Genomic DNA, 16,019 nt, shown 5'->3' on the forward strand with positions numbered 1-16,019 from the left:
CCTTCACCTAATAATCTTAAAACCCGGTAACGGTTTCGCAGCATTTCCCCAAAGTTACTTTCTTGACAACTTTGGCAAAATTTAGAGGTTTTCGGATTAAAGGGGTTAGAACAATTGGGATTTTGACAAATTTGCATAAATGTTAAGAAAATAGCATCTTGTCCAAATTTCCAATATTATTAAATTGTCAAACCCGTATTGATTCCTATTACTAGAAATCAGTCAAGGACTAAACAAGTTTGCTTGGAGAAACTTAAAAATCTCAAAATTTAAAACAAAATTGAAAACTGAATTAACTACAAAAATGCCCTTATACCAGCGCACAGATTCCCATTATAAATAATAATACAAATACAAAATTCAGATTACGTGGAGATTTGAGGATTCTTCTTATTAATAAATAACACCCTCAGCATCATAAATCTGTATTCTTTGTTGCTGAGTTCAGTCATAAAAGGTAAAAATTCCATCTCTCAAACTAGGTGCTCTCTGTGTGAGCTAAAATCATCATCAAGGGTGGAAAACCCACCCTGATAAATAATCAATCTTTAGGAATATTTAGGAATATTTAGGAATATTTAGACTTCACAAATTAACTCACCGGCTTTTTTAGTAAAACGACTGTTTTCTCGATAATCTACCCGACAGTCTATAACTGCTGGTACATCTTGAGCGAGCGCTTCTTTAAGTATGGGAACTAAATCTGTAGCACATTCAACTCGATAACCTTTTAATCCCATACTTTCAGCAAATTTGACAAAATCAGGATTACCAAAATGAACAAAAGATGAGTTACCTTTACCAAATTGATTTTCTTGTTTCCACTCAATTAAACCATAGCCACCGTCATTAAAAATCAGAGTCACGAAGGGAGTTCCCACTCGCAAAGCTGTTTCTAATTCTTGACAATTCATCATAAAACCACCGTCACCAGTTGCAGCGACAACTTTACGATTTGGATAGACTAATTTTGCGGCCAATGCACCAGGAATAGCAATACCCATAGCCGCAAAACCATTAGAAATAATGCAAGTATTGGGACTATGACAATGATAATGTCTAGCAATCCACATTTTATGTGCGCCAACATCAGAAATCACAATATCATCTGGTCCCATAACCTGCCGCAAATCATAAATTAATTTTTGCGGTTTAATGGGAAATTGATCATCTTGGGCATATTCTTCATAATCAGCCCGAATATTAGGACGTAAGCTGATAGAATAGGGATTGGGTTTATTTTGTCTATCTGCTAATTTTAAGATCTCATTCAGGGAATCAGAAATATCTCCTACTACTTCCAATTTGGGAATATAACTACTGTCAATTTCTGAAGACGTTGCTGCAATATGAATAATAGGAATTGTCCCTTCAGGATTCCATTTTTTAGGAGAAAATTCAATTAAATCATAACCAATAGCTATGACTAAATCTGAATTATCAAAGCCGCAGGTGATAAAATCTCGTTGTTGTAATCCCACAGACCAAAGTGCTAAAGGATGAGTGTAGGGAATCACACCTTTACCCATAAAAGTATTCACAACAGGAATATTCATTTGGGTAGCAAATTGTGTTACTGCGTCGCTAGATTGGGCGCGAATTGCACCATTTCCTACTAAAATGATGGGATTAACTGCTTGGGAAATTACGGCAGATGCGGCGCGAATACTGGCAAAGGAAGCATAGGTTTTTTCACTATTATCCTTATTTAAGGGTTTGCCTTCTACGGGCATGGCGGCTATATTTTCCGGTAAATCAATGTGAACAGCACCGGGTTTTTCTGTTTGCGATCGCTTGAAGGCTTTTCTGACGACTTCTGGTGTAATACTTGGTCTAACAATCTGTTTATTCCACTTAGTAACGGGGGCAAACATAGCCACTAAATCCAAATATTGATGAGATTCAATGTGCATTCTATCTGTTCCTACCTGGCCGGTAATTGCCACTAATGGCGCACCATCTAGATTAGCATCTGCCACCCCTGTCATTAAATTAGTTGCCCCAGGACCAAGAGTAGAAAGACAGACTCCGGCTTTTCCTGTTAACCTACCATAAACATCGGCCATGAATGCAGCACCCTGTTCATGACGGGTAGTAATAAATTGAATTGATGATTTTTTTAAAGCTTCTAAAACGTGCAAATTTTCTTCTCCAGGAAGTCCAAAAACATATTGAACTCCTTCGTTTTCTAAACACTGTACTAATAATTCTGCGGTATTCATAAGTTTGGTAATTGGTGATTACTATTTCACTAAATTTCTAAGTTTCTAATAACGAACCACAGAGGCACGGAGAACACAGAGAGAAAATACTATGTTCCCTTTACTTGACCCAAATAGTTTTTACATTGACAAATTCATGTAAGCCTTGAATACTTAATTCTCGTCCGTAGCCAGAACGTTTAATGCCACCAAAAGGTAAACGGGGATCAGATTTGACCATGCTGTTAATAAATACTGCCCCGGCTTCGATTTCTTGAATTAGGCGATTTTGTTCTTCTGTATTTGTTGTCCATGCACTTGCACCTAAACCAAAGGGAGTATCATTAGCTAATTTAATCGCAGTGTTGATATCAGGAACTCGGAATAATAATGCCACAGGACCAAAAAATTCTGCTTGGGCAATTGGTGTATCTACGGGAACATCTATGATAATTGTTGGTGGGTAAAAGTTCCCCGACATTTCTGTTAAAGGATGTCCACCTGTGAGGATTTTACCGCCACTTTCGACGGCTTTTTTAACTTGTTGGTCTAATTCTTGGAGAATATTAGAAGTTGCTAATGGTCCTAAATCTGTATCTAGGTTCATGGGATTACCAATTTTTAGAAATTGGAATTTTTCTAACAGTAATTTTTGAAATTTATCAGCAATAGCATCAGCAATAATAAAGCGTTTGGCTGCAATACAAGATTGTCCGTTATTCAACATTCTCGCTGTCACCGCAGTAGAAACTGCTGTTTCTAAATCAGCACTTTCTAAAACTATAAATGGGTCACTTCCCCCCAATTCTAAAACAGTTTTTTTGATTTGTTTCCCAGATGCAACAGCGAGGGATATCCCTGCTGGTTCACTACCTGTTAAAGTAGCGGCTTTAACTCGATCATCAGCCATTAAATCAGCAACTTCATCTGCACCGATTAATAATGTTTGAAATACACCACCAGGAAAACCAGCGCGATGAAAAATATCTTCAATTGCTAATGCACACTGTGGTACATTAGAAGCGTGTTTGAGTAGGCCTACATTGCCCGCCATCAGTGCTGGTGCTGCAAACCGGAAAACTTGCCAAAAAGGAAAATTCCAGGGCATGACGGCGAGAATCACCCCTAAAGGCTGATATTTTACAAAACTATGACTAGCATCGGTTTTGATGGTGACATCAGCCAGAAAACTGGCAGCATTTTCGCCATAATAACGACAAACAAGGGCGCATTTTTCGATTTCAGCAATGGCAGCTTTTAATGGTTTACCCATTTCCAAAGTCATTAATTTCCCTAAATCTGCCTTTTCTTGGTCTAAAATAGTCGCTGCTTGTTCTAACCAGTGAGACCTCTCTAAAAAACTTGTTTGACGGTATTCTTGAAAAGCCTTTCCTGTTAAATCTAATTTAGCAGCAATTTCCATTTTTTGTAACGGCTCAAAAATTTTCAGTGTTTCCCCGGTATAGGGGTTAATAGTAGCTATAGCCATTATCTGACCTCTGAATAAAAAAATAGTCTCAATAATTCGTAATTTAATTATTCTCTATTCTTTGTTGCCTATCATTTATGATCTAACACATTCATAACTCATATTTTAGACATTTTGGCTGAAAAATATTCACAAGCTCAACAGCAAATTAACAGTTACATTGGTGGTAATTCTAAAGGAATACTCCCCAATAATCCTTTCCGAAAATCGGTGATCATTTGTCTAGCTGTACGTTCTATGTCTCCTTTGTAGCGATGTTCTGCTAAAGCTTGTAAATACGCTTCCCCTGTGTGGATAACAGAGTCAAGATCATATCGTGTTAGTAATGGATGGGGTGGTAAAAATTTTGGGTATGTTTCCTGAAGTTCATTAAGTATATCTACGAATACAGCGGCGATGAGTTGGTTATCATAGGATGCTTCACCGATATCATCACAAATGGCTAATTTCACTCCTGCGGCTTGGCTATCGAGTCGAGCAGGGATGACACCCGGTGCATCTAATAATTCTAGCTGATCCGAAATTCTGACCCATCGTAGTTGACGGGTAACACCAGGACGAGCAGCACTTTCTACCACTCGTTTACCTATGAGACGGTTAATTAGAGCCGATTTACCAACATTGGGAAAACCAATAACCACAGCACGAACGGGACGGGGTAACATTCCTCGCTCTTGACGACGTTTGTTAAGTTCTATACCTGCGCTTTGGGCGGCTTTGGCGATCGCTGTAATTCCCTGTCCATGTTGAGCATCGGTAAAATATGGAACTTCACCCTGATTTTTAAACCACTCTATCCAGCGCGATCGCACCTGTGGTAAAATCATATCTACTCGGTTAAGTACCAGTATCCGCGTTCTTGTTCCCACCCATTCATTCATTTGTGGATGGTTTGTTGCTAGGGGAATACGAGCATCTCGTACTTCTAAAATCACATCTACCCGTTTTAGCTGTTCTTTGAGATTCTTTTCAGCTTTGGCGATGTGTCCAGGATACCATTGGATTAGATTTAATTTGTAGTTTTGTGTAATAGACATTTATTGTTCGTTGTCAGTTGTCAGTTGTCAGTTGTTCGTTGTCAGTTGTTAGTTGTCAGTTGTCAGTTGTTCGTTGTCAGTTGTTCGTTGTCAGTTGTTCGTTGTCAGTTGTTCGTTGTCAGTTGTTCGTTGTCAGTTGTCAGTTGTCAGTTGTCAGTTGTCAGTTGTCAGTTGTTCGTTGTCAGTTGTCAGTTGTCAGTTGTCAGTTGTTCGTTGTCAGTTGTCAGTTGTCAGTTGTTCGTTGTCAGTTGTTCGTTGTTAGTTGTTCGTTGTCAGTTGTCAGTTGTCAGTTGTCAGTTGTTCGTTGTCAGTTGTTCGTTGTCAGTTGTTCGTTGTCAGTTGTTCGTTGTCAGTTGTTCGTTGTCAGTTGTCAGTTGTCAGTTGTTCGTTGTGACTAATAACTTCCCATATTAGTATTAGTTAGATTGATGTAAAATTAATCTGTTACCATCGGGGTCATAGGCGTAAATTTCTCTACCGTAGGAAGCGGTATAAATTATTCCCAGTGGAGGATAGCCTAAAGATGTCAAGTAAGATATGGCGCTTTCTAAATTATTGACTTCTAAACACAAACTTAGAGGACTTTGGGAATTAGTGACAAATTCTGCTGCGTTAACTGGTTTGGGTTGAAAAATACCTAATTTTAAACCAGGGATTTCAAACTCAGCATAAATACGAGGAATGAGTTTTTTTGGTTCTTGTTCTAGTAATTGAGTATAGAAATTAACGATACAGTCAAAATTAACTGTGGCTATGGTGATGATGATACTATTATATTGCATATTTAGGAGTTGCTGAAGAAATAACGTCTTTGGGTTTGAGGACTTATTTGCTGGAAGTGATAATTATTTTAATAATATGATGATCAAAACTGAGTTAATTAAAACTTAGGCAAGTGTCACAAAAAATTATCATAGTTACCAAGAAGAAAACAATCTTATCAAAGTTTCAAGCAGTCACTAGTTGAGTTAAATGCTTGAGAACACGCAATACATCATATAATTCATTGCCAGGATTACGCATTAAGAAACCTTTTGACAAAGAATAACGGGTAGGTTTTCCTTTGACTAATTTCACAAAAATAAACTCGCTACCTGTAGCAATCATCCCAAAACTAGGTTGATCATGATAGGGATTACCTAACATATATGATAAAATTTGCGCTAGTCCTTCTTCAATAGAAAATGAAGCTTTTTTTGACTCAATAATCATCACCCATAATTGATTTTTTAAAACTAAACTATCCATTCTCCCTTTAATAATTACATTTTCATCTGGTACAGCAATATCTATAGATTCTTCCGATTTTACATAGAAAGGAGATAGGTAAAAATCACCGATAAAAAGTATTGGATCTACAATTGCCATTCTGACAATATCTTCTAGTAATGGTGGATAATTGAGAAGATTCAAATAACCAGCTTTTACTTTGTCTAAAAGTTGTTTATCTAAATCTGTAATTTCTGGTAATCCTGCTTGCCATTCCCAGAAAAATTGTCCATCTAAAACTAACTCAATGCCAAAATTATCAATTAAGTAGCGTAAATTAATATCTTTTGCTGGGAGTGTTTGTGTCATTATTTGGTTGGTGATTGGTAATAAGAAGCAATATTTAATATTTTATTGGCAACCGCTATAATCATTTAATGCTTGTTTTAATTCCTCCACTAGCTGGAAATATCATCATATACTTGGTATTATGGGAATTTATTGATCTCAATATTTACCGCTGGTGAAGGAAAAAGAATTTAAAAAAAGGCAAATATAGAAGAGAATTATGGGATATCCTGAGATCAATAGAACAGATATTCGCCAAATTAAAGTAGAATGAAGCTGGCAGAAAGAGTAAGTAGGGTAACACCTTCCATCACCTTAGCCATTACAGCTAAAGCTAAGGCCATGAAGGATAAGGGTATAGATGTTTGTAGTTTTAGTGCTGGAGAACCGGATTTTGACACCCCAGCGCACATTAAAGCCGCAGCCTCAAAGGCTTTGGCTGAGGGTAAAACTAAATACGGTCCAGGCGCAGGAGAACCAAAGTTAAGGGAAGCGATCGCTCGCAAGCTAAAAAATGATAATGGTCTTAATTATAAGCCAGAAAATGTCATTGTCACCAATGGTGGTAAACATTCTCTTTACAATTTAATTGTAGCGCTGATTGATATTGGTGATGAGGTAATTATCCCCGCTCCATACTGGTTAAGTTACCCCGAAATGGTAACTTTAGTCGGTGGGAAGTCAGTGATTGTAGAAACAGACGCTTCTACAGGGTACAAAATCACCCCAGAACAACTGAAACAGGCAATTACCCCAAAAACTAAGTTATTTGTCCTTAACTCCCCTTCCAACCCCACGGGGATGGTATACACGGCGGCGGAAATTAAGGCTTTAGCACAGGTAATAGTTGATGCAGATATCTATGTGGTTTCTGACGAGATCTATGAGAAGATTCTCTATGACGGTGCAGAACATATCAGTATTGGTGCTTTAGGTGAAGAGATTTTTAACCGGACTTTAATCAGTAACGGTTTTGCTAAAGGTTACGCAATGACGGGTTGGCGCTTGGGTTACTTAGCAGGACCTGTAGAAATTATTAAGGCCGCTAGTACCATCCAAGGACATAGTACCTCAAATGTGTGTACTTTTGCTCAATATGGAGCGATCGCTGCTTTGGAGGGTTCTCAAGACTGTGTAGAGGAAATGCGTCAAGCCTTCGCTAAACGTCGTCAAGTCATGTTAGACAGACTCAACGCTATTCCTGGTTTGAGTACCGCTAAACCCGACGGTGCTTTTTACCTATTCCCAGACATCAGCAAAACCGGCTTAAAATCCCTGGAATTTTGTGACGCATTATTAGCAGAACATCAAGTTGCAGTTATTCCGGGCATAGCTTTCTGTGCTGATAATAACATTCGTCTTTCCTATGCTACGGATTTGACGACCATTGAAAAGGGAATGGATAGATTAGAGAAATTCGTGCTTTCTCGTATCTAATTAAGTGATTATACAGAATTAATCTCAGGTTGCATAGGATAATTTATCTGACAAGACCGACGCTTTCAGAACCAAGAGAGGAGTTTGGGAAATGTATTAATCTTTATCTGCGGCTAATAATTCTGGATATTTGATTCTATGCAGCCTGATATTAACTTGGTAATAAACCCATTTCCTGTAAACCCTGATGAATTCGTTGTGCTTCTTCAGGGTTATGCAATTCATGGAGAGAAATAGCATATTCAAAAGCTTCTAAACTAGCGGAAACATGACCAATTTTCAACAACACAACCCCCAAATTTTGATAAGCTTCTGCATAATCAGGATTGAGATTAATAGCATGATTATAGCAATCAATAGCCAGGGAAAATAATCCCATAGCTTTACATACCATCCCCAAATTATAATAACCAATTACGAAATTAGGATCAATTTTGATAGCTGTTTCATAGGCAATTTTTGCTGCTGGTAAATCTCCAAGATTTTTTAATAAATTTCCCAAATTATTATATCCTCCTAATTTTAGAAGTGGATAAATAGGTAATTTTACCGCAGCTTGATAATGATGAATTGCTGAGGATAGATCTTGTAAATGTGTATAACCAATTCCCAAATGATAATGTAATTCATATACGATATCATAATTTATATCTTGATTAACTTCATTAGTAATTAATTGATTTAACCCTCGATTTAATAAATCCATACCTTGATTAATTTTGTGATTATGCACATACAAAGCGCCCAATTTACTACAAACATAAGCGTCATGGGGATGATTTGCAAAAAATTCCTCCATTGCGGCTGCGGCTTTAGAATATTTATGCAGTGCATTAATCACAGATTTTTGATAACCAGTATGGAGAATTGCTACCCCTGGTAAATAACCAACTTCCCAAGATGGTTCTTGAGTTAAAATTGTCGTCACACTATCATCAATTAAAGCATGATAAGGGCGATCAAAATATATATTTGGATGATTACGAAATAGTCGAGAAACCAGAGAATAAGGTGATTGTGTAGAACCAACTTCTTGACGTACTAAATTAATAACAAGATATTCTTTCTTCAGAAGAACCAATTTAAGTAAAGGAATAATTTCCGAGGTTAAAGTTTCATCAGCATCTAAAACCAAAATCCAATCACCCGTCACATATTTTAAAGCCTGATTTCGAGCCGAACTAAAATTATTATTCCAAGTAAAATAATAAACCTTAGCTCCAAATTGTTCAGCAATTTGAGGAGTTTTATCAGTTGAACCCGTATCGAGAACCACAATTTCATCAACAAAACCTTTCACACTTCCCAAACACCTTGGTAGAGTAGTTTCTTCGTTTTTAACAATCATACACAGGCTAATTTTCATCTCTTAAAACCATGGTATTTACAAAGTAAACCAAGAATACAAATTCTCTCTGGTTTGTATTTATTAAAAAACATTTTCTGAAAAAACATATTTAAACAGGATGGAAATAATCATAAATATCTTGCGCTAACCGGGAACCAATTCCGGGAACTTCGGTTAATTGTGTAAATGTCGCTTGACGAATATAATCAACGGAGCGAAAATGAGCTAATAGTAACTTTTGTCTATGTTGTCCTAAACCTGGAATTTCATCTAAACGAGATCGTTTTAATTGATCACTTCTTTGTTGACGATGAAAACTCACAGCAAATCTATGGGCTTCGTCTCGTAATCTTCTTAATAATTGTACTCCTGGTTGTTCTGGATGAGTTTTTAAAGGTTGAGATGAATTTGGTAAAAAGATTTCTTCTTGCTTTTTAGCTAAACTAATAACCTGCAAATCTGCTAATAAATTCATTTCTGTTAGAATACCCACAACAGCAGATAATTGACCTTTACCACCATCAATCATAATTAAATCAGGCCAGTCAGAATTACCTAATCTTGTTAATTGGGGATTTGCGATATATTTACGAAATCTTCTCTGAATAACTTCGGCTAAACTAGCGAAATCATCTGAATGTCCAATTGTAATATTAGGGTTTTTAATTTTGTAATGTCGGTAATGTTGTTTGGCTGATAAACCATCAATAAATACCACTTGAGAAGCGACAGTATTAGTACCTTGAATATGGGAAATATCATAACCTTCAATACGTTTTGGTAAATCTGGTAAATCGAGAATCGTAGCTAAATCTTGAGTTGCTTGTAGATTGCTACTTGCCAATTTTTGCATTCTTTGTAATTCATATTGGGCATTTTTTTCCACCATTTCAATTAATTCGGCCTTAGTTTGTCGCAAAGGGGCTAAAATGGTCACTTTTTTTCCTTTACGTTCTGTCAAAATATCAGACAGAATTTCACTATCTGGTAAATCATGTTGTACCAAAATTTCGCTAGGAATTTCTATATTTTCCGCTGTTTGGTAATGTTCTTCTAAAACTCGTTGTAAAATTTCTCCAGGTTCAGGGTGAGAGTCAGCAACAAAAGCCAACCGACCAACTAATTGACCAGCGCGAATTTGAAATAATTGAATATAGGCGTGTTGATTATCTGCGGCTAAGGCCACTGCATCTCGTGATACTGTATCATCAGGTAAGGATACTTTTTGATCTGCATTTAGGGATTTTAAAGCAACTATTTGATCACGGATTTTCGCCGCATTTTCAAAATCCAATTCTTCCGCAGACCTTTCCATTTGTTCTGTTAAAATATTAATTAATTCCTGAGTTCTTCCTTGAAAAACCATTGCCACTTTTTGGACAATTTTTCTATATTCTTCTGGAGAAACTAATTTTTGACAAACTCCAGGACAACGACCTATATTATAATTTAAACAAGGACGATCTTTAAACAAGGGCTGTGGTCTTTGTCGCAGGGGGAAAATGCGTTTACATAAATGCACAATTTCCCGTAATAAACCGGAATCTGTATAAGGTCCGTAGTATTTATCTTTTTTGTATTTTGCTAATTGACGTTTACGAGTTATAAAAATACGCGGATATTCCTCTGACCAGGTAATACAAAGATAGGGATATTTTTTATCATCTTTGAGTAAAACGTTAAAATATGGCTGATGTTGTTTAATTAAATTGGCTTCTAGTGCTAATGCTTCGGCTTCGCTATCAGTGACGATAAATTCAATTTCTGTCACTAATTTGACCATCGTATTGATACGTTCCGTTTTATGGCTGGAGTCGCGGAAATAGGAACGGACACGAGAACGCAATTTACGAGATTTACCTATATATATTAAGCGATCGCTGCCATCTTTCATTAAATAAACCCCCGGTTCTGGAGGAATTTCCCCTAGACGATTTTCTAGTTTTTCGGGATTTTTAACTAGTGGTAGTGTTTGCGAATTTATGGTCATAATTGTCATAAATTTAATTTATGTAATTTTAGATAACAAATATTAAAATTTTTTTAAATGGCTCAGTTCATAGCATACTTCTAGACAAGTAAATACACTCCATAGAGAGATGCAAAAAAAGAGAAGTAGATTTACATTGATCCTGGTGTGTCGAATAACTGCTTTTTATGAGGTTTAGCTTCATGCTAGACCTTTTTCTTTATGTGAGAAAAAATCCCAAAAGTATAATATTATATATTATTAGTTCTTTCTCATCACCCCATCACGGATTTCGTGAATATTGATATACATACTTTAGACTTTAGATAGATGAATATTAGCATCAATTAACGTACATTCAGTAGTTATGATAAACAATTGGTATATATGTAGGCTTGGTAAACCACTAAGCCTTTTTTATTGTAACTTCTTACTCACCAAAAGCACAAATATTTTCTTTAATTCTACTTTAGGTAGTAGAAATATTTATTAAAATTGAGTAATGTTAACTTTGATTAATGCCTGAAAAACGTATACGGACTCTGAAAATAATTTCAGGGTCTTTTTTTTATTTCAGATCAAGTAACAGGGAAACAGCTAAAAACACTATAGTTTCGTTAATTATCATATTTTATTGATTTTGTAAACATCTTAAAGAATGATGAATAGCAATAACATCCGGTTTAAAGTAGTTATATATGGTAAACACCTGGTATATATAGAGGCTTGGCTAACACCCAAGCCTTTTTTATGTTTAATTTACCTGCTAAGATTTTATATACTTTACCCTTTATAGTGTCAATATCTGTGATGACAATGCTATATCATTTTTAGGACAATTTGGACACACTCCATAGGAAGATGATCTATCAGAAGAGTAGGATTAAATTAATTAAGTACGTTGTTAAGCACAGCAATTATGGAGGTTTGGTTGAAAGCGCCAAACCTTTTTTTTCGTTGTAACTACATGAAGCTATATCAATATTAATTTTTTGCAGGTTTAACTACAACCTCCAGGAAGAGGAGACAGGGTGAAAGTTGAAAATCACCAAAAAATCTGCCATGATGACCAGTCGAAAGTTAAATAAATAGCAACTTGGGGTAATAAAATAGTTATCGGGCAGGCAAAATAGTTATCGGGCAGGCAAAATAGTTATCGGGCAGGCAAAATAGTTATAGGGCGGGTAAGATAGTTATAGGGCGGGTAAGATAGTTATAGGGCGGGCAAGATGCCCACCCCACAAGAGTTTGATAAAATATTAATATGTAAGTAGGTTGGCGCGGGCAAGATGCCCACCTCACAAGAGTTTGATAAAATATTAATATGTAAACATAAGGGTTTGGGATGATTCCCAACAGAATTATGCTCATAGAGGAGAAAAAGTTAACCTGGGAAGAGTTGAGCAAAACCAAGGGAGTAGGGGACGAAGGGGAGGAGAGGGAGAAGATATTTCCCAAGCACTAAGGACTCAGGACTACCACTACTAAGTATTTATTTATGAAAATAGGGTGTTTTAACTACAAAAAACAGGTAAAAAACACAAAAAATCCTGAAATCTATATAAATTAATAGTTTCACCTATCCACTTAGGGCTACAACACCTTAGAATGATTCATTGAAAAGTCGAGTCAATGGGATTTACGGCGGTTTTGAGTGTAAATACTCTCTAGGAACGATTTTTGTATTTGTACAAGCAGAAATTTACGTAAAGATGCGAAAGGGTGCATCTTGAAAGAATATCTGGTAAAACTTTAGGAGTCTGATATGAACAAAGGCGAATTAATTGATGCAGTGGCGGAAAAAGCTAACGTTACCAAGAAACAGGCTGATGCTGTTTTAACTGCTGCCATAGACACCATTGTCGAGGCAGTTTCTTCTGGTGATAAGGTGACATTAGTGGGATTTGGTTCTTTTGAATCACGGGAACGCAAAGCCCGTGAGGGACGTAACCCCAAAACGAACGAAAAAATGGAAATTCCCGCTACCAGAGTTCCCGCTTTTTCCGCTGGAAAACAGTTTAGAGAAAGAGTAGCACCCCCAAAAGAGTAAGTTTTGTTCTAGGGAGAGTATTTTTGATGCCACAACCAGCACACGGGGGAAATTTAGCCTGGGCGGCGGCGTTAGCTGGCTGTTCCCCGGATGCTATTGTGGATTTTTCCGCCAGCATCAGCCCCTTGGGACCGCCTAGCAGCGTCATTGCAGCAATTATGTCCCAACTGGATAATCTCAGGCATTATCCTGACCCGGAATATAGTGAACTCAGACTGGCTCTGGGTCACTTTCATCAAATAGCTGCTGATTGGATTTTGCCAGGTAATGGTTCAGCAGAATTATTAACTCTGGTTGGTAGAGAATTAGCGCAATTAGCAGCAACCGTTATACTGACTCCGGCTTTTGGGGATTATTACCGCACTCTGGCGGCTTATAATGCTAAAGTGCTGGAGTTTCCTCTGGATTTGGGAACGGGGATAAAGGCTCTACCTAAGAAGGAGAATATTTCTCTGTTTCCAGATTTCAGATTTCTGACTTCGGAATATGGGTTACTCCTGAATAATCCTCATAACCCGACGGGAAAGTTATTTTCACGGGACTCTATCCTACCGTATTTAAAACGGTTTGCTTTGGTGGTGGTGGATGAGGCTTTTATGGACTTTTTACCCCCTGATGAGGAACAAAGTCTGATTGAATTGGTGCAAGAATATGAGAATTTAGTGATTTTGCGATCGCTTACTAAATTCTACAGTCTACCAGGTTTAAGATTAGGTTATGCTATCGCTCACCCCCAGCGTCTAGCAAAATGGCAATCATGGCGAGATCCCTGGCCTGTAAATATTTTAGCAGCTAAGGCAGCGATCGCGGCTCTCGAAGATACAGATTTTCAAAATCGCACCTGGAAATGGCTACCAGAGGCGAGAAATCAACTATTCCAAGGGTTAGCTTCAATTCCTGGTTTCACCCCCCTAGAAGGCTCTGCTAACTACCTATTGGTACAATGTCAGCAGTCTACTTCCCAGTTACAAAAAAAATTACTTCAGCAACACCAGATTTTAATTCGTGATTGTTTAAGTTTTCCACAATTAGGCGATCGCTTTTTCCGCGTCGCTGTCCGTTCTGAGTCTGATAACCAGCGTCTATTAACAGCCCTCAAAGAAATTAAAAACTCAGAATTTTAGCAGGTGGGTAAACTGTACTACATTCACAGCGAATTTCATCTGCATGAAGTACAGTCTTAGCGGGCAAGATACCCGCACCACAATAAAGTTTGTTTGTTTGCGTAAATAATCAGCTTAATAGATAATAAACCACTGACAACTGACCACTAACCACTGACAACTGACAACTGACCACTAACCACTAACCACTGACAACTGACAACTGACAACTGACAACTGACCAATGACCAATGACCAATATTGATTACGATATAGTTATTCTTGGTGACACTATTGCTGCATACCAAGCCGCTTTAAATGCTACTGGGTTAAATGCAAAGGTGGCTTTAATTGTCAGCGATAATTTTTCTCATAACTACTATTTTAATCATCAATATGTACTGAATGAAATTAGTAAAATTACCCAACAATCTCGTAATTTAGTAAATCTAGGAATTGACGAAAATACAATATCTCTGAACTGGAAAAAGTCCTTATTCTATGCTATTTCTGTTTCAAAAAATCTGACTCAAATCAATTCCCTTCCTAATTTAGCAGCCCAAGGAGTTGATATTATTGTCGGTAATGGTCAATTTCAATCTTCTCCCTTGAGTTTCATAGTTAATGAAAGACGGTTGTATAGTCGCACTTACTTACTCGCTAATGGTTCACTTCCTTTAATTCCTAATATTCCTGGATTAGATGCTACTAAATATCTGACTTTAACCAATATTTGGGACTATTTAGAAAAAACAACATTACCTAAAAATTGGGTAATTCTTGGTGGTATTCCCCAAAGTATAGAAATTGCCCAAATTTTAGCTCAGTTTGGTTGTAATATTACTTTAATAGTTAAAAAATCGAGTATTATTCCTCATCTTGACCCCGAAATAAATCAATTACTAATAGCACAATTAGAAGTTAATGGTGTGCGGGTTTTAACACAAACAAAAGTAACCCAAGTTCGACATATAGATAATCAAAAATGGGTACAAGCAGGAAATCAAGCCATGGAAACTGATGAAATTTTTATTGCTACCGGACAACAACCAAACTTAGAATATCTCAACCTGTCCGCAGTGGGAATAAAATATCATCAACACCGCTTAGTTGTCAATGAAAAATTGCAAACGACAAATCATCGTATTTATGCTTGTGGTGATGTAATTGGGGGTTATAATATTCAGAATCTTAGTAATTATGAGGCTAATATTGCCATAAAAAATGCCTTATTTTTTCCGAGGGTAAAAGTTAATTATCACTGTGTTCCTTGGGGAATCTATACCTATCCGAGAGTAGCACAAATTGGTTTAACAGAAATTCAAGCAAAAAGTCAATATCCTCAAAATCAAGTTTTAGTTTTTAAACAATATTTTAAAACAGCTACAAGCGCACAAATTCAAGGACCAATTACAGGAATTTGTAAATTAATAGTTTTTAAAAATGGTAAAATATTGGGATGTTCTATTTTAGGAATAGCAGCAGGAGAATTGATTAATATAATTAGTTTAGCAATAACCCAAAATATTAAAATTCAGCATTTAGCAAAATTATCACCCATTTATCCCAGCTTATCAGAAATTCTCATCGAAACAGCACGAGAATGGCATAAACAGAGAATTAATAAAAACCATGCTGTTCAAGAATTATTAGCAAGTTTCTTTAATTTTCGTCGTGATTGAAATTTATAAGCTTTTACACAACTAAATTGTACAATTGTACAATCGTAATATGTATAAATCTTGTGGTGCGGGCATCCTGCCCGCTATTATTATTAATAATATAATATAATTATAATTATAAGCTGTTACACAGCTTAATTGTATAA

At 36.6% G+C, this 16,019-nt stretch carries 13 protein-coding genes; 5 read left to right on the forward strand and 8 right to left on the reverse strand.

Annotated features, from left to right (window positions below; all coding sequences use genetic code 11):
• The 4 genes from ACIR310F_RS27490 to ylqF form a co-directional block, all read right to left on the reverse strand.
• Nucleotides 1-137, reverse strand: a 137-nt coding sequence (locus ACIR310F_RS27490) for a 4-Cys prefix domain-containing protein (RefSeq protein ID WP_331271318.1), incomplete at its 3' end; no start/stop codon positions are given.
• 441 nt (nucleotides 138-578) lie between these two features.
• Nucleotides 579-2,222 (reverse strand): acetolactate synthase large subunit, encoded by a 1,644-nt coding sequence (locus tag ACIR310F_RS0116690; protein ID WP_028084820.1) that lies wholly within the window; start codon nucleotides 2,220-2,222, stop codon nucleotides 579-581.
• Nucleotides 2,223-2,322: 100 nt separating this feature from the next.
• The gene (locus ACIR310F_RS0116695) at nucleotides 2,323-3,690 is read right to left on the reverse strand and encodes an NAD-dependent succinate-semialdehyde dehydrogenase (protein WP_028084821.1); all 1,368 of its coding nucleotides are present in this window, start codon (nucleotides 3,688-3,690) and stop codon (nucleotides 2,323-2,325) included.
• Between the two features lie 155 nt (nucleotides 3,691-3,845).
• Entirely contained in the window at nucleotides 3,846-4,727 is an 882-nt protein-coding gene (ylqF, locus tag ACIR310F_RS0116700) for a ribosome biogenesis GTPase YlqF (protein ID WP_028084822.1), read from the reverse strand.
• Between ylqF and ACIR310F_RS24460 the strand changes: the two genes are divergently transcribed.
• Entirely contained in the window at nucleotides 4,713-5,141 is a 429-nt protein-coding gene (locus ACIR310F_RS24460; RefSeq protein WP_155963878.1) for a hypothetical protein, read from the forward strand. The genes ylqF and ACIR310F_RS24460 overlap by 15 nt on opposite strands.
• A 2-nt stretch (nucleotides 5,142-5,143) precedes the next feature.
• On the opposite strand, the gene ACIR310F_RS0116705 is transcribed toward ACIR310F_RS24460, so the two are convergent.
• Both ACIR310F_RS0116705 and ACIR310F_RS0116710 read right to left on the reverse strand, forming a co-directional pair.
• Nucleotides 5,144-5,509 carry a VOC family protein gene (locus tag ACIR310F_RS0116705; protein ID WP_028084823.1) on the reverse strand — a complete coding sequence of 122 codons (366 nt, stop codon included), beginning with the start codon at nucleotides 5,507-5,509 and terminating at the stop codon, nucleotides 5,144-5,146.
• Nucleotides 5,510-5,675: 166 nt separating this feature from the next.
• Nucleotides 5,676-6,305, reverse strand: coding sequence for a type I restriction enzyme HsdR N-terminal domain-containing protein (locus ACIR310F_RS0116710; protein WP_028084824.1), 630 nt, complete (start codon nucleotides 6,303-6,305; stop codon nucleotides 5,676-5,678).
• 249 nt (nucleotides 6,306-6,554) lie between these two features.
• Here ACIR310F_RS0116710 and ACIR310F_RS0116715 point away from each other — a divergent pair, with 249 nt between their 5' ends.
• The gene (locus ACIR310F_RS0116715) at nucleotides 6,555-7,721 is read left to right on the forward strand and encodes a pyridoxal phosphate-dependent aminotransferase (RefSeq protein ID WP_028084825.1); all 1,167 of its coding nucleotides are present in this window, start codon (nucleotides 6,555-6,557) and stop codon (nucleotides 7,719-7,721) included.
• A 151-nt stretch (nucleotides 7,722-7,872) separates the two neighbouring features.
• Here the strand turns inward: ACIR310F_RS0116715 and ACIR310F_RS0116720 are convergent, their stop codons facing one another.
• Together ACIR310F_RS0116720 and uvrC are read right to left on the reverse strand one after the other, a co-directional pair.
• Entirely contained in the window at nucleotides 7,873-9,087 is a 1,215-nt protein-coding gene (locus ACIR310F_RS0116720; protein ID WP_196803229.1) for a glycosyltransferase, read from the reverse strand.
• Nucleotides 9,088-9,178: 91 nt separating this feature from the next.
• Nucleotides 9,179-11,059, reverse strand: a complete 1,881-nt coding sequence (uvrC, locus tag ACIR310F_RS0116725) for an excinuclease ABC subunit UvrC (protein WP_028084827.1) — start codon at nucleotides 11,057-11,059, stop codon at nucleotides 9,179-9,181.
• A gap of 1,744 nt (nucleotides 11,060-12,803) precedes the next feature.
• Between uvrC and ACIR310F_RS0116735 the strand changes: the two genes are divergently transcribed.
• The 3 genes from ACIR310F_RS0116735 (at nucleotide 12,804) to ACIR310F_RS0116745 (ending at nucleotide 15,873) form a co-directional block, all read left to right on the forward strand.
• Entirely contained in the window at nucleotides 12,804-13,088 is a 285-nt protein-coding gene (locus ACIR310F_RS0116735) for an HU family DNA-binding protein (RefSeq protein ID WP_028084828.1), read from the forward strand.
• Between the two features lie 26 nt (nucleotides 13,089-13,114).
• The gene (gene cobD / locus ACIR310F_RS0116740) at nucleotides 13,115-14,212 is read left to right on the forward strand and encodes a threonine-phosphate decarboxylase CobD (RefSeq protein WP_028084829.1); all 1,098 of its coding nucleotides are present in this window, start codon (nucleotides 13,115-13,117) and stop codon (nucleotides 14,210-14,212) included.
• Nucleotides 14,213-14,442: 230 nt separating this feature from the next.
• Entirely contained in the window at nucleotides 14,443-15,873 is a 1,431-nt protein-coding gene (locus ACIR310F_RS0116745; RefSeq protein ID WP_028084830.1) for a dihydrolipoyl dehydrogenase family protein, read from the forward strand.
• Nucleotides 15,874-16,019: the final 146 nt, after the last annotated feature.

The organism is Dolichospermum circinale AWQC310F (assembly GCF_000426925.1).
Lineage (GTDB): Bacteria > Cyanobacteriota > Cyanobacteriia > Cyanobacteriales > Nostocaceae > Dolichospermum > Dolichospermum circinale.